This is a genomic window from Pseudidiomarina tainanensis (assembly GCF_004214835.1).
In the GTDB taxonomy this organism is placed as follows: Bacteria; Pseudomonadota; Gammaproteobacteria; order Enterobacterales; family Alteromonadaceae; genus Pseudidiomarina; species Pseudidiomarina tainanensis.
In genome coordinates, this window is the sequence record NZ_PIQJ01000001.1 from 711,681 (window position 1) to 730,605 (window position 18,925).

Here is an 18,925-nt window from a genome sequence, read left to right on the forward strand (position 1 = left end):
GAGCAGACCATGGAAGCCTATATCAGTTTATTTATTAAATCGATTTTCGTTGAAAACTTAGCGTTATCGTTCTTCCTTGGTATGTGTACTTTCTTAGCAGTATCAAAGAAAGTAACCACTGCTTTTGGTTTGGGCGTTGCGGTAATTGTTGTACTGGGTATCTCAGTACCTGCTAATAACTTGGTTTACCACAACATTCTAGCGCCAGGTGCACTAGATTGGGCTGGTTTCCCAGATGCAGATTTAAGTTTCTTACGTTTCTTAACCTTTATCGGCGTGATTGCAGCGTTGGTACAGATTCTGGAAATGGCGCTGGACAAGTACGTGCCGGCTTTATACAACGCGTTAGGTATCTTCCTGCCGTTGATTACTGTGAACTGCGCAATCTTCGGTGGCGTATCATTCATGGTAGAGCGTGATTACACTTTCTCTGAGAGTGTGGTTTACGGTATTGGCGGCGGCGTAGGTTGGGCGTTGGCGATTGTTGCCTTGGCAGCAGTGCGCGAGAAGCTGAAGTATGCAGACGTGCCAGATGGATTACGCGGCTTGGGCATCACCTTTATGACGGTGGGTCTGATTGGTTTAGGGTTTATGTCTTTCTCAGGCATTTCGCTCTAATTTCATCCGGTTACGAACGATAACGTATTAAGTAGAGGTACAAGTCGATGCAAGGGCAAGATTTGACACTAATAGCGCTCGGCGTAGGCATGTTTACCTTGATTGTATTGATTTTGGTTGCAGTGATTATGGTCGCTAAATCAAAATTGGTCCCTCAGGGTGATGTCGAGATTTTAATTAATGATGACGAAGATAAGAAAATCACCACGCAACCAGGTACTAAGTTGCTTGGCGCTCTAGCAAACGCGGGTATTTTCGTTTCGTCAGCATGTGGCGGTGGTGGTTCTTGTGGCCAGTGCCGTGTGGTTATTAAAGAAGGTGGTGGTGAAATTCTACCAACCGAACGTGATCACATTAACCGTAAAGAAGCCCGCGAAGGTTGCCGTTTATCATGTCAGGTAAACGTGAAGCAAAACATGAAAATCGAACTTCCAGAAGAAGTATTCGGTATTCGTAAGTGGGATTGTACGGTTAAATCGAACAACAACGTTGCCACCTTCATTAAAGAATTTGTGGTGCAGTTGCCAGAAGGTGAAGAAGTACCATTCCGCGCTGGTGGTTACATTCAGATCGAATGTCCGCCACATCACGTGAAATTTAAAGACTTCGATATCGAAGAGAAATTCCGTGGTGATTGGGAGCACTTTGGCTTCTTTAACCTTGAGTCAAAAGTGAACGAAGAAGTTATTCGTGCATACTCAATGGCGAACTACCCAGACGAGAAAGGCATTATCATGTTGAACGTGCGTATCGCTACGCCGCCACCGCGTGATATGAGCTTGCCACCAGGTCAAATGTCATCGTACATCTTCAGCTTGAAGCCAGGCGATAAAGTGACGATTTCTGGTCCGTTCGGTGAGTTCTTCGCGAAAGATACCAAAGCAGAAATGGTGTTCGTTGGTGGTGGTGCAGGTATGGCGCCAATGCGTTCACATATCTTCGACCAATTACGTCGTTTGAAGTCTGATCGTAAGATGACGTTCTGGTACGGTGCACGTTCGAAGAAAGAAATGTTCTACGTTGAAGATTTCGACATGTTGGCACGTGAAAACGACAACTTCGAATGGCACGTGGCATTGTCTGACCCACAACCAGAAGATAACTGGGAAGGTTATACAGGCTTTATTCACAACGTATTGTTCGAGAACTATCTGAAGGATCATGATGCGCCTGAAGATTGCGAATTCTATATGTGTGGACCACCGATGATGAACGCTGCGGTCATTAAAATGCTAAAAGACTTGGGCGTCGAAGACGAAAACATCTTGTTGGATGACTTCGGTGGCTAACCTTAACGGTTAACTGTAAGGTGAAATAAATCGGATGAAGATGAATCTGTCATCGACTCTGCGAATCTGGCTAGCCCTGATAGGGCTGGCCTTTTTCGTTTCATGTACGCCGGCACCTCAGCAAATTTCGGTGTCCGGTGAAACCATGGGTACGACCTACCACATTCGTTACGTGACAGCGAATCCAAACCATTCGCCAGAACGCGTTAAAGAACGTGTTGACGCCGTTTTGGAGCAGGTTAATAGCCAAATGTCGACGTACGATCCAAACTCCGAATTATCGTTGTTTAACCAACGGAAAACCACGGAGCCGGTAGTCATTTCACGTTCCCTTGAAACAGTTGTAAGGCGCGCGCTTGAAATCGGCGAAGAAACTGATGGCTTACTTGATGTGACCGTCGGGCCACTGGTGAACTTGTGGGGGTTTGGTCCATTAGGTCGACCTGAGCAAGTGCCGACCGAACAGCAGTTATTAGAGGTGCGTGATCATGTTGGTTATCAATATTTGACCGTCGAAAACCATCAGCTAACCAAAGCTGTTCCTGACTTGTATGTTGATTTATCGACAATCGCTAAAGGTTACGGTGTTGATCGGGTTGCGATACTGATGGAACAGATGGAGATTCGTAACTATTTGGTCGAAATTGGTGGCGAAATGCGTATGCGGGGCACTAAACCTGGTGAACAGCCTTGGCGTATTGCGGTTGAACAACCTGTGACTTTAGATCGTGCCGTGCAGCGCATCATTGAACCGGGTAATAATGCGGTGGCAACTTCGGGTGACTATCGCAATTATTTTGAAGAAGATGGTGTGCGCTATTCGCACATTATCGATCCTCGTACCGGCTATCCTATTCAGCACAATTTAGTTTCGGTTACCGTGATTAGTGAAACCTGTATGGATGCCGACGCATATGCGACAGCATTAACTGTCATGGGAGCTGAAAAAGCACTTGAGTTTGCCAATCAAAAAGGTCTCGCCGTGTTGTTAGTGACCCGTGAAAACGATCAATTTAAAGAGTACACTAGTACTGCATTCAAACGATTTGAGCAGTAGCTCAGGAGGTCCACATGGGCGTTTTTATTGCTGTATTCGTCATCATGTTGGTGGTGGTATTGGCCATGTCAGTGGGGTTTATAGCCCAACGTAAGTCGATTTCTGGAAGTTGTGGCGGCATCTCGTCGTTAGGCATGGAAAAGGCTTGTGACTGCAAAGATCCGTGCGATGATAAAAAGGCACGTATGGCTGAAGAAGCTCGAGCTGCGAAAGAAAAGCAGTGGCAGGAAAATCGAATCGATTAATTGAAAGGAGTTAAATGATGGTTACACCGGTACAAATTCGCCCGAAATCGGCTGAAATTTACCTCGATTGTAATGCAACGACGCCGGTGTTGCCGCAAATAGCTCAAGCTGTGGAACACGTGATGGAACACGTGTTTGGCAACCCTTCGAGTAGCCATATTACAGGGCTACAAGCGCGTTACATTCTCGATAATACCCGTCGTCTAGGGCGTCAAGTGATCGGCGCACCGCAAGGGCGCTTGTTTTTCACCAGTGGTGCCACTGAAGGCATACAAACTGCTGTGTTATCGGCTTTAACTGCCGCGCGCAATAGTACTAATTTAGGTGGCAAGCGTTGGTTGCTTTATGGTGCCACCGAACATAAGGCTGTCCCACAAGCGCTCGAGCACTGGAACAAACTGCTGCAACTGAACGCTGAATTGAAAGCGATTCCAGTTGATAGACGCGGTAAATTAGATCTGCAATTTATTGCCGAACATGTTGGTGCCGCGCATATGATTTGCACCATGGCGGTTAATAATGAAACCGGTGTGAAGCAAGATCTAGTTGAACTCGAACGCGTTATTCGCGGCGAAAATGCCGACGTGCCGTGGATGGTGGATTGTGTGCAAGCTCTGGGTAAGCAAAACCTAGCACTCAGTGAAACCACGATTGATTATGCCCCATTTAGTGGACACAAGCTTTACGGACCGAAAGGCATTGGGTTTATGTATGTGCGCGAGAGCGCGCCATTTACCCCGTTAATTATCGGTGGTGGTCAGGAACAAGGGCAACGTTCGGGTACCGAGAACCTTCCTGGAATTGCCGCATTACATGCGCTATTTGAGCTACTTCTGGATAAACAGCAGCAGGTTTTCCAAAGCCAAGCTGTGCTTGACGGGTATCGCGACAAATTACTTACGGCATTGCGTTCTGCGTTCCCAACCCTCGTATTAAATCACGATTTGGATGACTCGGTGCCGACAACGCTGAATTTCTCCGTTCGTGGCGTGCCATCACGCGACATAATGGATGTGTTCGATGCTGCAAATATTCGCGTCAGCTCTGGCTCGGCGTGTAGTTCTGGTGTCACACGCAGCTTTGTGCTGGATGCGATGGGTTTAGAAACATGGCGTTCAAGTTCGGCCATCCGTTTGTCGTTTGGGCCAGTAACATCTGCAAGCATCATCGATGCAGCTTGCGAGCGCATCCGCGATGCGGCGATGGCGCTAAGACAGTCTTGTCTGTTAGTTTCTGACACCAACGAAGACATTGATAGCGATCTTGATGGGGTGGTGCAGCTGCGATTTGATAGTCAGTGCTGTTACTTACTCATCGATAAAGCTGCCGGCGAAATGGCGGTGATCGATCCGGTTCCGGAATTAGCAGAGCGCATCGAGCGTCTCGTTGCATGTCAAAACTATCGCGTCAAAGCCGTGTTGACCACCGAAGCTCAAGAGTCAGACAGTCCAGCAGCAATGCTTGCGCAATTGTTGTGTGCAAGTGGTTGCAGCGCTCAGCGTGACGCTGTCGGTTGGCCATTAGATGCGGTGGGTGGTTGTGAAGCGCCAGTTGAATGCCAAGTTGACGTGTTTGGTTGTTTGCGGGTGGGTGAACGTCGACTGTACCGCGTGGGAACGCGTGAACCCGTATTCTTGTTGAGCTCGCCGCTAACCAGTGACGCCGTATCACCACATGTTGATTTTGCTTTCATTGGTGAACAGCATGATGTTTCTTCGCTAGCTCAGGTTGTTCATGAGCAAACGCTCTTGCTTGCTCGTCGTGATGATGCGTTCCGCGTGGTCGAGAAGCTTTGTGAGGTCTCTGGTGACTGTACGCCATGTCAACTCGTTGATGTTTCACTTGAACAACAACAAGAGTGGTTGGCACAGCCTGAAACATTGGTCGTAGATGTCCGTGAACAGCAAGAACATCAAGTTCGTCAATTGTCGGTCGATGCCGAAGTCATTAACGTACCACTGACGCGGTTGGCTCAGTTTATTTACAGCCATCGTCAACATTACAAAACTCGGCCAATCGTTTGTGTCTGTCGTTCAGGACACCGTAGCGCGGTTGCCGCGCAGGTATTGGCTCGTCATGGATTTGCGCATGTGAGCCATTTGTCGGGAGGTACAGCCTTACTTATCGAAGCTGATTCGCGCGACAAAGCCGTCCTTACCGACTAAATAGCAGCGCTGGTTGATGCAAGCACTGTTCCAAATGTTGGCATCACTGAGTTGCTCCCAAGTCATATCGGCGCTGCTAAGATATGCAGCGCCATTGGGATTACTTACTAACATGTCGCCATTCGGGCGCACTGTTAAACTATACAAAGCACCTTCAAATTCAGGTTCCGGTAGCGCGATAAACTCACCGTCTTGGTAGCGCATGAGGCGCGGTTGGGTTTGCGGTTCGTTTAAGTCACCACCGGCAATAATCACTTCTTTTTCAGACAACGGCCAAACACTGGCAATACCGGCACTTGGGCCGGCAGGCAGTGGTGTGTCGATAGCTTTAAAGCGAATACCGAAAGTGCGTTTTAATAAGAGTCTTGCGGTGCTGCCGTTGGCGGTGCCGATGGCCCAAATATTGTTGTTAAAGCGGACACAGCCGCCGCTGGCTGCTAAGCCCCCTTCATCAGGTAGTGGTGCGGAGTCAACGACATTACTTGCAGAAAGCCAGTTGCGGCCATCGGTACTGCGTACCATTTCCCAACGGCCTTCGATGCTGTCACCATAAACCCAGGCTTCGCCGTTATTTGCCATCGCAATACAGTTGAGAAATTGATTTGAGCCAGCACGAAAGCGAAGTTGCCAATTGCGTCCGCCGTTAGACGTGTAATAAACACGCGAGTCACCATTTTCGCCAATACTGAGTGCGTAAGCATGGTTGGCATCGAGTGCTTCAATATCACGGAACTGAAGACTTTCGCTGGTGGGATTGAAATATTCCCAAGTTTCTCCGGCATCGGTGCTGCGAGCGATGGTCGCATTTGAGCCGCTAAGCCAAACCACATTATTGGTTGGCGCGCTCACGCCAATCCAATGCACATCTGGCTTACTCTCTAACGAGGTGACACTTAAAGTCGCTGAAACAACAAGACTAACCGCAATCATAAAACCTCATTTTTACTATAGCGAATGCTTCTATCGTGGCTGTTTCAGCGCCTAAACACAAGCTAACTTCGATGTTTTATCGGTAATCGCTGCAGGCGTAGCGCATTGAGTACTACAGATACTGAACTTAGTGCCATGGCGCCACCAGCTAACCAAGGTGCTAAGAGGCCTGTGGCAGCCACGGGAATACCTAGTGTGTTATACGCAAACGCCCAAAATAAGTTTTGTCGAATATTACGTACGGTTTTCTCACTCACGAAAAGTGCATCGACGAGACTGCGCAAGTCGGTGCGCATTAATGCGATATCTGCGGTTTCTAGGGCGACATCTGTTCCTGTACCCATAGCGATACCGACGTGCGCTGTGGCGAGTGCTGGAGCATCATTGATGCCGTCACCAACCATGGCAACAATTTCGCCCTGTTCGCGTAGCTTCGTAATGTGCTCAGCCTTATGTTCTGGCAACACCTCGGCGAAAATATCTGTGATGCCAACTTGTTTCGCTATTGCTTCGGCAGTGCGTTGATTATCACCGGTGATCATAATGACCTTAAGACCACGCTGCTGTAGGGTAGTAATAGCTTGTTTGGCGTGCTTGCGTACCGTATCGGCCACCGCAACAATACCGATCACTTGGTTATCGTAGCCAATCAGCATGGCGGTCTTGCCTTGTTGTTCAAGTTCATCTTTGCGAACTAACCAGTTTCCGCAATCGACGTTTTGTTCTTGCATGAGACGTTGAGTACCCAAGAGTATACGAACGCCAGTTCCATCGTGGTGTAGCAATGCTGACACGCCGCGCCCCTCATGCGCCGAAAAGTCCGTCATGTCGATGACTTTTGCATCCTCATCAATGCCATTCACAATTGCTTGTGCGAGCGGATGTTCAGATTGTTGTTCAAGTGCTTTAATAGCGGCCTTTACTTCTGCTTCACTGAATTGTTTCAGCTCACCTAAGTTCAACTCGAGATCGGTTAATTTGGGTTTACCTTCAGTGATAGTGCCGGTTTTGTCGAGCACCATTGCGGTTACAGTATGCGCAACTTCCAGCACTTCACTTTGCTTAAATAAGACGCCCATTTGTGCTGCTCGACCGGAGCCAGCCATGATTGAGGTCGGCGTAGCTAGACCCAGCGCACATGGACATGCAATCACCAATACGGCAACTGTCGCTTCGAGGGCTGCGCCATAGTCACCGGGTTGATACCAAAATGCCCATACCAGAAAAGTAATGAGCGCAATAACTAATACTACTGGGACAAAAATCGCTGATACTTGGTCGGCGAGCCGTTGAATAGGTGCTTTGGAATTTTGCGCTTGCTCAACAACTTGAATGATTTGCGCTAACGCCGAATCTTTTCCTAACTTGGTAACTTTGGCTTTTAAAAAGCCGTTTTTGTTAATGGTACCGCCAGTTAGCTGTGAGCCCTTTGATTTGTCTACCGGAACACTTTCGCCCGTTATCATGGACTCATCAACAGCACTGTTGCCCGAAATAACCTCGCTATCAGCGGGAACTTGTTGTCCCGGCTTAATATGAATAACGTCGCCCACAGTCAGATCAGCAACGTCTACTTGTTCAGTTTCACCGTCAGCGCGTTCGCGTAACGCCTGTTTGGGTTGAAGGTTTAATAGTTGCTTTATAGCGGCTGACGAGCGTCCTTTAGCACGTGCTTCAAACCATTTGCCGAGCAAGATTAACGTAATTAAAACCGCACTGGTCTCAAAGTATAAGCCTTCATGAATCACATGTTCTGAGGCAAATATTGCTAAATAGACGCTATAGAAATAAGCCGCTGAAGTACCCAGCGCAACCAATACGTCCATATTTGCAGCGCCGCCACGTAGCGCGGTATAACTGCCTTTATAAAACTGCCAGCCAATAACAAATTGCACGGGTGTCGCTAAGGCCATTTGAACCCAAGGGTTCATCAACCAATCGGGAACATAAACTGCGCTGGTCCAACTGAAGTGTCCGAACATGGTATACAGCAACGGCGTTGATAAAATTGCGGCAGCAATAAATTTATAAAACTGGATTTGTTGCGCGCGTTCACGCGGATCGTCTGCTTCTGGCTGTGAGTGATCAATCACACTCGCATCGTAACCAGAGCCTTTAACAGCATCGACGAGTTGCTGCGGCGTCACATTGTTGGCCTCGACTGCGGCAACCTCGTTAGCGAAATTGACATTAACGGAAGTCACGCCATTGACTTCTTGTAACGCGCGTTCGATTGTTTTTGCGCATCCGGCACAGCTCATTCCGGAGAGTTGTAACTGATATTTTTGCGAAGTCATGAAATCCTCCTTAGCGTTTTAAAAGGCGTTCGATGGTTGTATCGAGCTCATCTAACACACTTTCGTCGCCAGTTTGTAGGCGATGCTTAACGCAGGTATGCATGTGTTGCGTCAATAATTTTTTTGCGACGCCGTTTAACGCTGATTGTACTGATGCGATTTGATTTAAAACGTCATCGCAGTAAGTATCATTTTCAATCATGCGCTGCAGTCCACGCACTTGCCCCTCAATGCGTGCGAGACGTTGCTTTAGATTCTGTTTTAACTTATCTGGATGGGGGGTAACGGTGTGCTGCATCATGAAATCCTCAATTTGATGATGTATATAATATAGGGGGGTACCCTATAAAGATCAAGTGCGATATTAGCTATTGGATATTAGATATTATTAAAGACCTGAGATCTGATTTATCGCACTAATATCTAATATCCAATAGCTAATATCGATTTTGCTGCTACTGAGCGTTGAGGGATTGGTTGTTGATGCCGATACTCTCGTCGGACATCAAATATACATACGTCGGCATCAAATCTGCTGGTGTTTTCAACTTGTTTGGATCTTTTGCTGGATAAGCTTTGGAACGCATGGTGGTGCGCGTTGCACCTGGATTGATGACATTAACGCGGATGTTGGTACCGTCATATTCATCAGCCATCACTTGCGCAAGGCCTTCGGTTGCAAATTTGCTGACGGCATAAGGGCCCCAAAATGCGCGGCCTTGGCGGCCAACACCGGACGAGGTAAAGATAATACTGGCATGTGGTGCCTTTTTTAAAGCGGGCATTAATGCTTGGGTCATCATGAATTGCGCGGTTACGTTGACTTGCATAATGTCGTTCCACGAATCGTGATCAATATGTTCAAACGGAGAGAGTACGCCGAGTAAACTTGCATTTTGTAGTACGCCATCTAAGTGACCGAATTGCTCGACAATGGTCGCGGCCATACCTTGATAATGCGATTTTGTGGCACCTTTCATATCGAGTGGCACGATGGCTGGTTCTGGATGACCCGCTTCAACAATTTCATCGTAAACTGCTTCGAGTTTTTTCACGGTGCGCCCCAGCAAAATGACGGTTGCGCCGCATGCGGCAAAGGTTTTGGCTGCTTCACGGCCGATACCATCACCAGCACCGGTAACTAAAATGGTTTTACCTGCCAGTGAACCTTCTTTGATAACGTAGTTTTTTAGATCATTATGCATTGCAGTCATTTTCGGCTTACACTCTTGAGTAACTGAACTTATGAATACGCTAAGTGTACTGGTTTTTGCTATTATTCTCAGTAGCAAGGTATAAATTATTGAGAAATACTTTCAAGTTAAGCTCAGACAGTGTATAAAATTTTGTTAATTAAAACGTCTTGTCGTACCAGTTTAAAAAGGCGATGATAGGCAAAACGAATAACAGCATCCTGCAGGTGCTCAATACATAACAACACGAACAAGGATTGGGGAAGCCTCATGAAAAAACTCTTGCTTGTAACTGCCATCGGTAGCGCACTCAGCTTAGTTGGCTGTGGCAGCGGCGAAGATGCGCCAGAATCGGTAAAAGCCGAATATCAAGTCGCAGCAACTCGCGCAGTATTTGACCCATCAAATGGTCAGGTACCAGTACCGAGCAACATTCTTTTAAGTGGTACCGTTGACGGTACGCTTAACATCCCAGTGGCTGATCCGACGGACGGTGGCAACCCACAAGTTGCTATTAACGGTCTTGATGGCTGGGGAACGCATTCTACTTTAACGTTCAGCTTCTCGTTACCAGTTGATGAAAATGGTGACCAAGTCACGGTCGACTCAGCGTCACTTGAAGCGGCTGGTTCAGTTCGTGTATTCGAAACGATTATGGGTGGCAGTGATGTCAGTGAAGGCTGTGCCGCAGCGCCAAGCCCTGCGGTAACCTGTGCCGTAGCGGCAGAACTCGTGCACGGTCAAGACTTTATTGTACGTGCAACTGGCCCAAGTGGCGTTGCCGTTATCCCGTTGAAACCATTTAAAGCCAAAACAGGTTATTTAGCTGTTTTGACTGACAACATTCAAGATTCATTGGGGCGTTCAGTTAAGCCATCGCAAACCTATGGCTTGATGAAACGTCCAGTCAGTACTGAACCAGTATCATCAGATCCAGCGGCGCAAAGCTTGCAAGGTTTAATCAACAGCCATGAAGCTGCACTTGCGGCTGCGGGCGTTGATACAGAGACTGTCATTTACGCGTCAAGCTTTACCACGCAATCAACAGCTGATGCATTCCACATGGTGAAAACCATGATGGCAGCTCAGTTCTCTGCGACAGCTGCTTTGGGTACACCGTCACCATCACTTGGCGTTGCGCCACTTGGCTACAATGCTGCGCAAGCATTGGTGCAAGCGGGTGCATTGCCAAACGAGCCGACTAACCCTGCTTATGCAGTATCAAGCACTGCACAAGTTTATGGTGGTCAAGTGACTTTGCCATACTTCTCACCATTGCCAACCACAGAAAACCCAACAGCACCATTAAGTGGCCGCTGGATGGCGAAGTGTGACAGTGGTGTGTCGGTACTTGGTGCGATTCAAGCTGGTGCAATTGATCCGATGAATACTCCGTCGATTGACCCGACTTGGTTAAGCGGTGGTGCATCGACGTTTATTCCTGCTTGGGTACAAGCTTGTTTACAAGCAAGCACACCAGAAGCTGTGGCAGCGATGGACTTTCCTGGTGTTGACGAAGAGCGTCACGTCACCAAATTTAACCCAGTACCAGCGGTACAGGGTAACGTGACTGTGAATGCTGTGATGACCGTACCAGATTTGGCAACTGTGAACGCAGTTCGTGGTGCTCAAGGTCTTGACCCGATTACTATGCCTGCTGATGGCTGGCCAGTCGCGATCTTCCAACACGGTATTACTGCTTATAAAGAAACCGTATTATCGTTGGCTGGCATGATGGCGTTGAACGGTGTTGCCACTGTTGCGATTGACCATCCATTGCATGGTGACCGTGGTTTTGGCGCAATCAACGCAACTTCAGGTAAGGGTCCAGCGACGGCTTACATGAACTTGGGTAGTTTGCTAACCACGCGTGATAACCTACGTCAGTCAGTTTCTGATTTACTTGGTTTACGTTTAAGCTTAAATGCGACCAACGCACCAATTGATGCTAGCCGCGTTTATTTCGCAGGTCATTCATTAGGTGCCATTGCTGGCACAGCATTCAGTGCTGTAGCAAACACGCCAATGACCGGTGCTCTTGAAGCTGCAACGCCATTGTTTGCGGTGAACGGTAGCTCGTTGATGGCGCCGGGTGGCAGCATTGCGAACTTCTTGTTGGCATCGAACAGCTTCGGTCCAGTAATTAAGAGCCAGTTGTTATATGCACAAAGTGCTGACTTCGCAGCTGCAGTGAATGCGACTGCTGAAGCGCAAGGTGTTGCGCCGACTGATCCAGCTTTCCAAGGTTTGTTGATTCAAGTATACGACCAATTCTGGGCGAGCTTGAGTGCAGCTGAGCAAGCGGGTATCAACTCGGTGTTTGAGCAGTTTGCTTTTGCCGCTCAAACCGTTGTTGATTCAGCTGACCCAATCAACTATGCGGCAACGGTTGTTGCAACTGAAACACCAATTCACTTAATTGAAGTGGTTGGTGATGGCGCTGAAAACTTGCCAGACCAAGTTATTCCGAATGCCGTACAGGGTAAACCGTTGGCTGGTACCGAGCCGTTAATTGCTGCGCTTGGCCTAGAAGCAGTTTCAGAAATGCTGGTAACTGTTGATGGTACACCAGTATCTGGCGCGGTTCGCTTTACCGAAGGTAGCCATGGTTCAATTGTTGATCCATCAGCATCACCTGCGGCAACCCAAGAAATGCAAACGCAAACAGCGGTTTGGTTCAGCACAGATAACACCGTTATCCCTGTTCAAAACCCAGATGTTGTGCAACCATAAGCAACATCGACGCGAGAATAAAAAGGCCGCTTCGTCGGCCTTTTTTTATGGAGAAAAGAGAATGTGGGATGTAGCGCAAGAGTTAATTGTATTTGTTCTTAAAGCCGCGATTATTGTGTTTGCTGTGATGTTGATTGTTGGCGTGATCAGCCAAGTGGCGCAACGGCAGAAAGGTCGAAAAGGCGAGTTGGTGGTTGACCGACTCTCAGATGATTTGCGTGATGGTGTGCATCGGTTGAAATTAGAATTGCTAGACAAAAAGCATCGAAAAAAAGCACAGAAGGCGTTAAAACAACAACAGAAACAAGAGAAGAGTTCGACCCCACGTAAGCGCATTTTTGTGATTGATTTCAAAGGCAGTATGGATGCTCACGAGGTTGATTCGCTGCGCCGTGAAGTGAATGCAATTGTAGCTGTAGCAGAACCCGGCGAGCAGGTCATGGTGCGCTTAGAAAGCCCGGGTGGCGTGGTGCATGGATATGGTTTGGGCGCGGCGCAATTACAGCGTTTACGCGATGCGGATCTGGAGTTGATTGTCAGCGTAGACAAAGTGGCGGCAAGTGGTGGTTATATGATGGCTTCGGTTGCGAATCACATTCAGGCGGCGCCATTTGCCATTATTGGTTCGATTGGTGTGCTGGCGCAGCTACCGAACTTCCATCGTTGGTTAAAGAAACACGATGTTGATTTTGAGCAAGTAACAGCTGGCGAGTACAAGCGCACGTTAACGATGTTCGGTGAAAACACTGAAGACGGCAGACGTAAATTTAAGCAAGATCTCGAAAATATTCATGAACAATTTAAAGAACATATTCGTAAATATCGACCTGAGCTTGATTTTGAAAAGGTCGCCACTGGCGAGTACTGGACCGCACAAGAAGCTTTAAATTACGGTCTCGTTGATTCACTGACCACCAGCGATGCTTGGCTGCTGGAGCGTCGTGAGAGCCATGACATGTTCTTAGTGCGTTACGTAGTGAAGAAAAATATTGGCGAGCGTGTTGGGCGTAACGTTTCAGCGGTGTTGTACGCAGTGAAGAACTTTTTAAGTAAAAATTAATCTTACGAGTAAGCGATTTAACAAAGTTGTGGTGTGAATTAAATTGAATGTGAGGGAAGCCATGAGCGATGATTTTGAGCTGTTTCGCCGTGAAATGACCGATGTGACACCACTTGCTGGCGAAGATGTTGCTGATATTCGCACGGCATTTACACCTACTCTCGCGCAAATAGAGCGTCGTAAGGCGGCAGAGCAACAACTTGAAGAAGATATTAACTTCTTGTCCACCGAATATGTGGAACTGGTTGAGCCGCTGGATACACTCGCATTTCAGCGCGATGGTGTACAGCATGGTGTGTATAAAAGACTGCGACTTGGGCAGTACCCGATAGAAGCCAGTTTAAATTTACACCATCACAGTTTGCGTGAAGCTCGCGTAGCACTATTTGAGTTTATTCAAGACTGTCATCGCTCGGGTGTGCGTTCAGCGTTGATTATTCATGGTCAAGGTAAGCACTCCAAACCACATCCAGCTTTGATTAAAAGTTACGTGAATAAATGGCTGCGAGAACTCGAGCCAGTTATGGCGTTTCACAGTGCGCAGCGTCACCATGGCGGTAGCGGTGCGCTGTATGTCATGTTGCGTAAAAACGCGACGCAAAAGCAACTCAACCGAGAGCGTCATCAACGTCGCTGAGGAGTAGAAGGCAGTGAGGATTAGTCTAGGCACGATGATAGTCGCAACCATGTTGGCGATTGCAAGTACACCAACACTCGCTGATCAAACTATGTCGCAACGATTAGGTGATCTGCTAGAACAGCGTGCCGATAATTATTTCGAAGCTGATTTTTCGTATGGAAACCTAGAACTGATTACGTTGCTGGGCGAAGTGCGCGCTGAAGACATTCGATTGAGTACTCGAGCGACAGAATTAGACAAAGGTTTAAATGAGGTTCTGCGCGCTGAATCTATCGTCGTAGAAGGCGAATGGTTGGGGAGCACCAAGAATACATTAATTGTTGATGCAATTACTGCGAAAGATGCCCAACTCACGATTGCGTATTGGGACAAAGGCAAATCAAATATACACACGCTTTATGATGCAGCTATCAAGCAAACCAAGTTACAGCGCGTTTCGCAGCCTTTAATTTGGCAAATTAAACGTGCGCAGCTTGATAATGTGGTGCTGAATTTATTCGACCAAGGACAGCCTATTTTAAGTGTTCGCTTGGCTTCCTTGAAGCTTCCAGAAGCTACAGCAGACGATACTGCGGACACCTATATTGCGCGCTTATTGTGGCCGGTTTTGGAGCAAGTATTGTCGCAGGCGATGGCCGGAGATTCGGATACGGTGGTGGATTACGGGCGCTTGACGCAATTCATCTGGCGCGAAATCCGTTGAAAAGCAAGTGCGATATTAGCCATTAGATATTAGATATTAGGAAAAACACGAATGCATCGCTCTGATATCTAATATCCAACAGCTAATATTGTCTTTGTTGTTATAAGTTTCTTTCTTTTAAGTCGGCTTTGGCGTCGTTAAATACATCCTCATCCAACGCACCTTCACTTTTCGCAACAATCACCGACACCATCGCATCACCAGTTACGTTGACTGCAGTGCGCGTCATGTCTAGCAAACGGTCCACGCCAATGATTAAGCCGATACCTTCAACAGGTAAGCCAACCTGACCAAGCACCATCGCTAACATAATCATACCCACACCTGGCACACCAGCAGTGCCAACAGAGGCCAATGTTGCGGTAAGTACAACCATCAAGTAATCAGCGATAGACAGATCAACCAAGTAGACTTGGGCGATAAACACTGTTGCGACGCCTTGCATGATGGCGGTGCCGTCCATATTGATGGTCGCGCCTAATGGGACGGTAAAAGAACCAACACTGTTATGGACACCAAGGCGCTTAGTCACCGTTTCTAAAGTAACCGGCATGGTAGCGTTCGAGCTTGCGGTACTGAAACCGAAGATTTGCACTTCGCGCATTTTGCGCAAGAAAATAATCGGATTCATGCCGGCTAGGCCTTTTAAAATAATCGGATAAGTCACCAACGCATGAACGATGAGCACGAATAGCACGAGCAAGAAGTATTTACCGAGGCTGAAAATGGTTTCAAATGAAGTTTCTGAAAACAGTTTCGCCATTAAGGCAAACACACCATAAGGTGCAATGTTCATCAAAATAATAACCAGCTTCATGATGACTTCGTTGAAATCATCGAATAAGGTTTTAATCCGCTCACCGGGTTTACCAACCAATGCCATTGCAATACCGAACAACAGGGCAAATACGATGATTTGGAGCATGTTGCCATTCGCAAAAGCATTGAATGGATTGGTCGGGAATAAGTCGATAATCACCTGAGCAAGAGAAGGGGCTTGAGTAGGTTCATACGTCGCATCGGTAGCTAATTCAATGCCGGTTCCGGGCTGTACCAAAACGGCCATGGCAATAGCAAAGGTAATCGCAATCGCGGTGGTAATCAGATATAACCCGACTGATTTGCCGCCAAGTCGACCAAGTTTACTCGGGTCACTCAATGAGCATGTGCCCACGACTAAAGATACAAAAACCAATGGCACAACTAACATTTGTAGCGACGAAATGAAAATTTGGCCAACGACGTAGAATAAGCCTTTAGTTAGATAACCTTCTACTAGCGTGCTATCTGGAAAAATTGCTTTAAGTAAAATGCCAACAGCAATACCGGCAAACATACCGATAACAATGCGGCTCGTGAGACTGAGCTTCTTTTTGTTTTCTGACATAAACATTCCTTTCGATCACGTCGTGATGGACGGTGACGTGCACGTAAACAATTGAGATCGGCTCAAGACTACCAGAATTCTTATTTAAACAGTAGCACTGTGCGGTTGACTGTCATTGAATTGCCATGAAATTGCCAATCAACTGTCATCAAGGCGACCTAAGCTGATGCCTATATATGGCAACGAGAGATTGGCGATGATAGAAGTCGAGCAACTACTCAATAAGAATTTACCGACCTTGAATAACCACCAACTTTTGCACAAATCTGCGTTGTGGGTATTAAGAGGACTGTTATGCGAGCGCGAAATCAAGCGCTTTGCTGAAGCCTATCCGAATCTTCATGGCATCGAGTTCATTGAGCATGTGCTCGATTTTTTCAAATTCAGTTTTACCGCGCGCGATAGTGAATTAGATAATATCCCAACCGAAGGCCGGTTGATTATCGTTGCCAATCATCCAATTGGATCGCTGGATGGGCTTGCTTTATTGAAGCTGGTCAGCGGCGTACGCAGCGACGTTAAAATTCTTGCGAATAATTTATTGCAGGCAATTGAGCCTTTGCATGAGTTACTCATTCCTGTCCCGGTGTTTAAAGCCCGTGGAAACGCGGTGCGCAGCGAGCCGCTCAAACGCTTATATAAGCATTTGGAGGGTGAAGGCGCATTGATTGTTTTCCCTGCTGGCGAGGTGTCACGATTGCGACCACAAGGTGTGCGCGATCACCACTGGCACACGGGATTTTTAAAAATGGCATTACGAGCACAAGCACCAGTTCTGCCAATCCATGTGAAAGCGCACAATTCAGCCTGGTTTTACGGTGCATCAATGCTTTACAAGCCGCTAGCGACTTTACTGCTGGTTCAAGAAATGTTTCGGCAGCAACGTGGTCACATCGATTTTCGAATTGGCGAGTTGGTGCCGCTGAAATCATTCAATGTTGAGCAGTTGACGTTAGCGCAACGCGCCAAGATGTTCCGCCGCCATGTGTATCGTTTGGGCCAGAACAAAAGCGGTATCTTGAAAACCCAGCGCCCGATTGCTCGCGCTGAATCCCGCCAAGCACTTAAAAAAGCCGTGGAGGATTGCGAGCGTTTAGGTAGCACACAAGACGGCAAGCACATTTATTTATATCGTTACGACGGGAATTCGCCAATTCTGCGCGAGATCGGTCGGCTGCGAGAAATCGCCTTTCGTGCGGTTGAAGAAGGCACCGGGCGCCGTCGTGATCTGGATAATTATGATACGTGGTACACCCAGCTCATCCTGTGGGACGCTGAGGATTTGGAGATTGCTGGTGCATATCGGTTAGGTGACGCACAACAGATTGTCGCCGAACGTGGATTAGCTGGCTTATACAGTCATTCGTTGTTTGCGTATCATCCGCAGCGAATGCAGGATTTTGTCACTCAAGGTTTGGAGCTTGGACGCAGCTTTGTGCAGCCAAAGTACTGGGGGAAACGCAGTTTAGATTATCTTTGGCAAGGCATTGGTGCATTACTGCAACAGCATCCTCAGTATCGCTATTTGTTTGGTCCGGTAACCATGAGTGCCAGTTTGCCCAGTGTTGCGCAAGATGCATTGGTGCAGTTTTTTGGTGATCATTTTCCCGATCCCGATCAGTTAGCGCAAGCACGGACGCCATTTATGCCAAATAGTCGACCATTACCTGACATCAGTGATGATTACGCGGATGACTTGGTTCATCTGAAGCACTTTTTGGCGCATCAAGGTGCCGCGATACCAACGCTTTATAAGCAATATGCGGATTTATGCGATAAAGGCGGCGTGAGGTTTTTAGGATTCAACGTTGATGCTGATTTTGCCAATGCAGTAGATGGTTTAGTGATGGTTGATATACAGCGTTTGAAGGCACAAAAACGTAAACGCTATTTAGGCAATGAGTTGGCCGAGTAGGTCAATTACCATCGTAGACAATATAAAAAGCCCAGCTTGGCTGCTGGGCTTTTTAGTGTTTGTTAGCTGTGCAAGTGTTACATGTATTCTGGGCCGAAACCATTGGTCCAAATAATGGCTGAGGCTACCATCAGCACAACCATCATGATTAAACCTGCAGTGACAACCGAAGATGCGTACATGAATCCGCGCTCTTCTGGGATATGCATTAATATAGGAACGCCTGAATACAGTAAGTACACCGAATAAGCGACACCAGCTAAAAATACCATAGTGACGAACCATAATTCTGGGTACAATGCCGCGACACCAGACATGATAACTGGCGTTGCTGTGTAAGCCGCTAATTCAACCGACTGCGTGAAGGTTGGCGCTGCACCGAAGGTTTTCGCCATCCAATGAATCAGATAAGCCAATGCAAAGGTTGCCGCGATAATACCGGCGTACATAGCGACAGCCATCATGGTTGCACTACTTTGGGTTAAAAACGTCACTTCGCGCGCACCGATGCTCCAACCAATGTGAGCAGATGCATAGTAAGCTGCTGCACAAGGTAAAAGGGCAATGATGAGAATGTGGCTTAAAGCAAAACTCATGCTTTCGTGACGCTGATCAATGGATTTCCATTCATCGACAGGATGAGCGTAGAGACCCCAAATGTGGTTTAAAATCATGACATACCTCAACTTCTGT

General features: G+C 47.4%; 16 protein-coding genes. 10 read left to right on the top strand and 6 right to left on the bottom strand.

The window, feature by feature from the left end:
• Nucleotides 1-9: 9 nt before the first annotated feature.
• From nqrE to CWI82_RS03470, 5 genes are read left to right on the top strand one after another with little or no spacing between them, the layout of a single operon-like run.
• Nucleotides 10-618, top strand: coding sequence for an NADH:ubiquinone reductase (Na(+)-transporting) subunit E (gene nqrE / locus CWI82_RS03450; RefSeq protein WP_092855942.1), 609 nt, complete (start codon nucleotides 10-12; stop codon nucleotides 616-618).
• A gap of 47 nt (nucleotides 619-665) precedes the next feature.
• A complete protein-coding gene (gene nqrF, locus CWI82_RS03455; protein WP_407681419.1) occupies nucleotides 666-1,907 on the top strand; it encodes an NADH:ubiquinone reductase (Na(+)-transporting) subunit F in 1,242 nt (413 codons plus the stop codon).
• 34 nt (nucleotides 1,908-1,941) lie between these two features.
• A complete protein-coding gene (locus CWI82_RS03460; RefSeq protein ID WP_130202680.1) occupies nucleotides 1,942-2,964 on the top strand; it encodes an FAD:protein FMN transferase in 1,023 nt (340 codons plus the stop codon).
• 14 nt (nucleotides 2,965-2,978) lie between these two features.
• Complete coding sequence (gene nqrM, locus CWI82_RS03465; RefSeq protein ID WP_092855940.1) at nucleotides 2,979-3,209, top strand: (Na+)-NQR maturation NqrM; 231 nt, start codon at nucleotides 2,979-2,981, stop codon at nucleotides 3,207-3,209.
• Nucleotides 3,210-3,223: 14 nt separating this feature from the next.
• Complete coding sequence (locus CWI82_RS03470; RefSeq protein WP_407681420.1) at nucleotides 3,224-5,374, top strand: aminotransferase class V-fold PLP-dependent enzyme; 2,151 nt, start codon at nucleotides 3,224-3,226, stop codon at nucleotides 5,372-5,374.
• Here CWI82_RS03470 and CWI82_RS03475 read toward each other — a convergent pair.
• The 4 genes from CWI82_RS03475 to CWI82_RS03490 form a co-directional block, all read right to left on the bottom strand.
• Nucleotides 5,327-6,304 (bottom strand): WD40/YVTN/BNR-like repeat-containing protein, encoded by a 978-nt coding sequence (locus CWI82_RS03475; RefSeq protein ID WP_130202681.1) that lies wholly within the window; start codon nucleotides 6,302-6,304, stop codon nucleotides 5,327-5,329. The two genes, CWI82_RS03470 and CWI82_RS03475, sit on opposite strands and share 48 nt — an antisense overlap.
• Before the next feature lie 62 nt (nucleotides 6,305-6,366).
• Nucleotides 6,367-8,601: a heavy metal translocating P-type ATPase gene (locus CWI82_RS03480; RefSeq protein ID WP_130202682.1), complete on the bottom strand. Its 2,235-nt coding sequence runs from the start codon at nucleotides 8,599-8,601 to the stop codon at nucleotides 6,367-6,369.
• A 10-nt stretch (nucleotides 8,602-8,611) separates the two neighbouring features.
• On the bottom strand, nucleotides 8,612-8,902 hold the full coding sequence (locus CWI82_RS03485) for a metal-sensitive transcriptional regulator (protein WP_130202683.1): 291 nt from the start codon (nucleotides 8,900-8,902) through the stop codon (nucleotides 8,612-8,614).
• Nucleotides 8,903-9,056: 154 nt separating this feature from the next.
• On the bottom strand, nucleotides 9,057-9,815 hold the full coding sequence (locus CWI82_RS03490) for a YciK family oxidoreductase (RefSeq protein ID WP_407681421.1): 759 nt from the start codon (nucleotides 9,813-9,815) through the stop codon (nucleotides 9,057-9,059).
• A 249-nt stretch (nucleotides 9,816-10,064) separates the two neighbouring features.
• On the opposite strand from CWI82_RS03490, the gene CWI82_RS03495 reads away from it, so the two are divergent.
• The 4 genes from CWI82_RS03495 (at nucleotide 10,065) to CWI82_RS03510 (ending at nucleotide 14,930) form a co-directional block, all read left to right on the top strand.
• The gene (locus tag CWI82_RS03495) at nucleotides 10,065-12,527 is read left to right on the top strand and encodes a VolA/Pla-1 family phospholipase (RefSeq protein WP_130202685.1); all 2,463 of its coding nucleotides are present in this window, start codon (nucleotides 10,065-10,067) and stop codon (nucleotides 12,525-12,527) included.
• 61 nt (nucleotides 12,528-12,588) lie between these two features.
• Nucleotides 12,589-13,587: a protease SohB gene (sohB, locus tag CWI82_RS03500; RefSeq protein ID WP_130202686.1), complete on the top strand. Its 999-nt coding sequence runs from the start codon at nucleotides 12,589-12,591 to the stop codon at nucleotides 13,585-13,587.
• Between the two features lie 61 nt (nucleotides 13,588-13,648).
• On the top strand, nucleotides 13,649-14,224 hold the full coding sequence (gene smrA, locus CWI82_RS03505; protein WP_092855920.1) for a DNA endonuclease SmrA: 576 nt from the start codon (nucleotides 13,649-13,651) through the stop codon (nucleotides 14,222-14,224).
• 13 nt (nucleotides 14,225-14,237) lie between these two features.
• Complete coding sequence (locus CWI82_RS03510; RefSeq protein ID WP_130202687.1) at nucleotides 14,238-14,930, top strand: hypothetical protein; 693 nt, start codon at nucleotides 14,238-14,240, stop codon at nucleotides 14,928-14,930.
• A 100-nt stretch (nucleotides 14,931-15,030) separates the two neighbouring features.
• Here the strand turns inward: CWI82_RS03510 and CWI82_RS03515 are convergent, their stop codons facing one another.
• Nucleotides 15,031-16,317 carry a dicarboxylate/amino acid:cation symporter gene (locus CWI82_RS03515; protein ID WP_092855910.1) on the bottom strand — a complete coding sequence of 429 codons (1,287 nt, stop codon included), beginning with the start codon at nucleotides 16,315-16,317 and terminating at the stop codon, nucleotides 15,031-15,033.
• Between the two features lie 166 nt (nucleotides 16,318-16,483).
• Between CWI82_RS03515 and CWI82_RS03520 the strand changes: the two genes are divergently transcribed.
• The gene (locus tag CWI82_RS03520) at nucleotides 16,484-18,232 is read left to right on the top strand and encodes a GNAT family N-acyltransferase (protein ID WP_325049917.1); all 1,749 of its coding nucleotides are present in this window, start codon (nucleotides 16,484-16,486) and stop codon (nucleotides 18,230-18,232) included.
• 77 nt (nucleotides 18,233-18,309) lie between these two features.
• On the opposite strand, the gene CWI82_RS03525 is transcribed toward CWI82_RS03520, so the two are convergent.
• Nucleotides 18,310-18,906, bottom strand: a complete 597-nt coding sequence (locus CWI82_RS03525; protein ID WP_130202688.1) for a Yip1 family protein — start codon at nucleotides 18,904-18,906, stop codon at nucleotides 18,310-18,312.
• Nucleotides 18,907-18,925: the final 19 nt, after the last annotated feature.

Excerpts from the sequence above, each read along its gene's own strand:
- CWI82_RS03475 (WP_130202681.1), bottom strand. The coding sequence starts at position 6,304 with ATGATTGCGGTTAGTCTTGTTGTTTCAGCGACTTTAAGTGTCACCTCG.
- CWI82_RS03520 (WP_325049917.1), top strand. The coding sequence starts at position 16,484 with ATGCCTATATATGGCAACGAGAGATTGGCGATGATAGAAGTCGAGCAA.
- CWI82_RS03460 (WP_130202680.1), top strand. The coding sequence starts at position 1,942 with ATGAAGATGAATCTGTCATCGACTCTGCGAATCTGGCTAGCCCTGATA.
- CWI82_RS03480 (WP_130202682.1), bottom strand. The coding sequence starts at position 8,601 with ATGACTTCGCAAAAATATCAGTTACAACTCTCCGGAATGAGCTGTGCC.
- sohB (WP_130202686.1), top strand. The coding sequence starts at position 12,589 with ATGTGGGATGTAGCGCAAGAGTTAATTGTATTTGTTCTTAAAGCCGCG.
- CWI82_RS03525 (WP_130202688.1), bottom strand. The coding sequence starts at position 18,906 with ATGATTTTAAACCACATTTGGGGTCTCTACGCTCATCCTGTCGATGAA.
- CWI82_RS03490 (WP_407681421.1), bottom strand. The coding sequence starts at position 9,815 with ATGACTGCAATGCATAATGATCTAAAAAACTACGTTATCAAAGAAGGT.
- CWI82_RS03495 (WP_130202685.1), top strand. The coding sequence starts at position 10,065 with ATGAAAAAACTCTTGCTTGTAACTGCCATCGGTAGCGCACTCAGCTTA.
- CWI82_RS03470 (WP_407681420.1), top strand. The coding sequence starts at position 3,224 with ATGATGGTTACACCGGTACAAATTCGCCCGAAATCGGCTGAAATTTAC.
- smrA (WP_092855920.1), top strand. The coding sequence starts at position 13,649 with ATGAGCGATGATTTTGAGCTGTTTCGCCGTGAAATGACCGATGTGACA.
- nqrM (WP_092855940.1), top strand. The coding sequence starts at position 2,979 with ATGGGCGTTTTTATTGCTGTATTCGTCATCATGTTGGTGGTGGTATTG.
- nqrE (WP_092855942.1), top strand. The coding sequence starts at position 10 with ATGGAAGCCTATATCAGTTTATTTATTAAATCGATTTTCGTTGAAAAC.
- nqrF (WP_407681419.1), top strand. The coding sequence starts at position 666 with ATGCAAGGGCAAGATTTGACACTAATAGCGCTCGGCGTAGGCATGTTT.
- CWI82_RS03515 (WP_092855910.1), bottom strand. The coding sequence starts at position 16,317 with ATGTCAGAAAACAAAAAGAAGCTCAGTCTCACGAGCCGCATTGTTATC.
- CWI82_RS03485 (WP_130202683.1), bottom strand. The coding sequence starts at position 8,902 with ATGATGCAGCACACCGTTACCCCCCATCCAGATAAGTTAAAACAGAAT.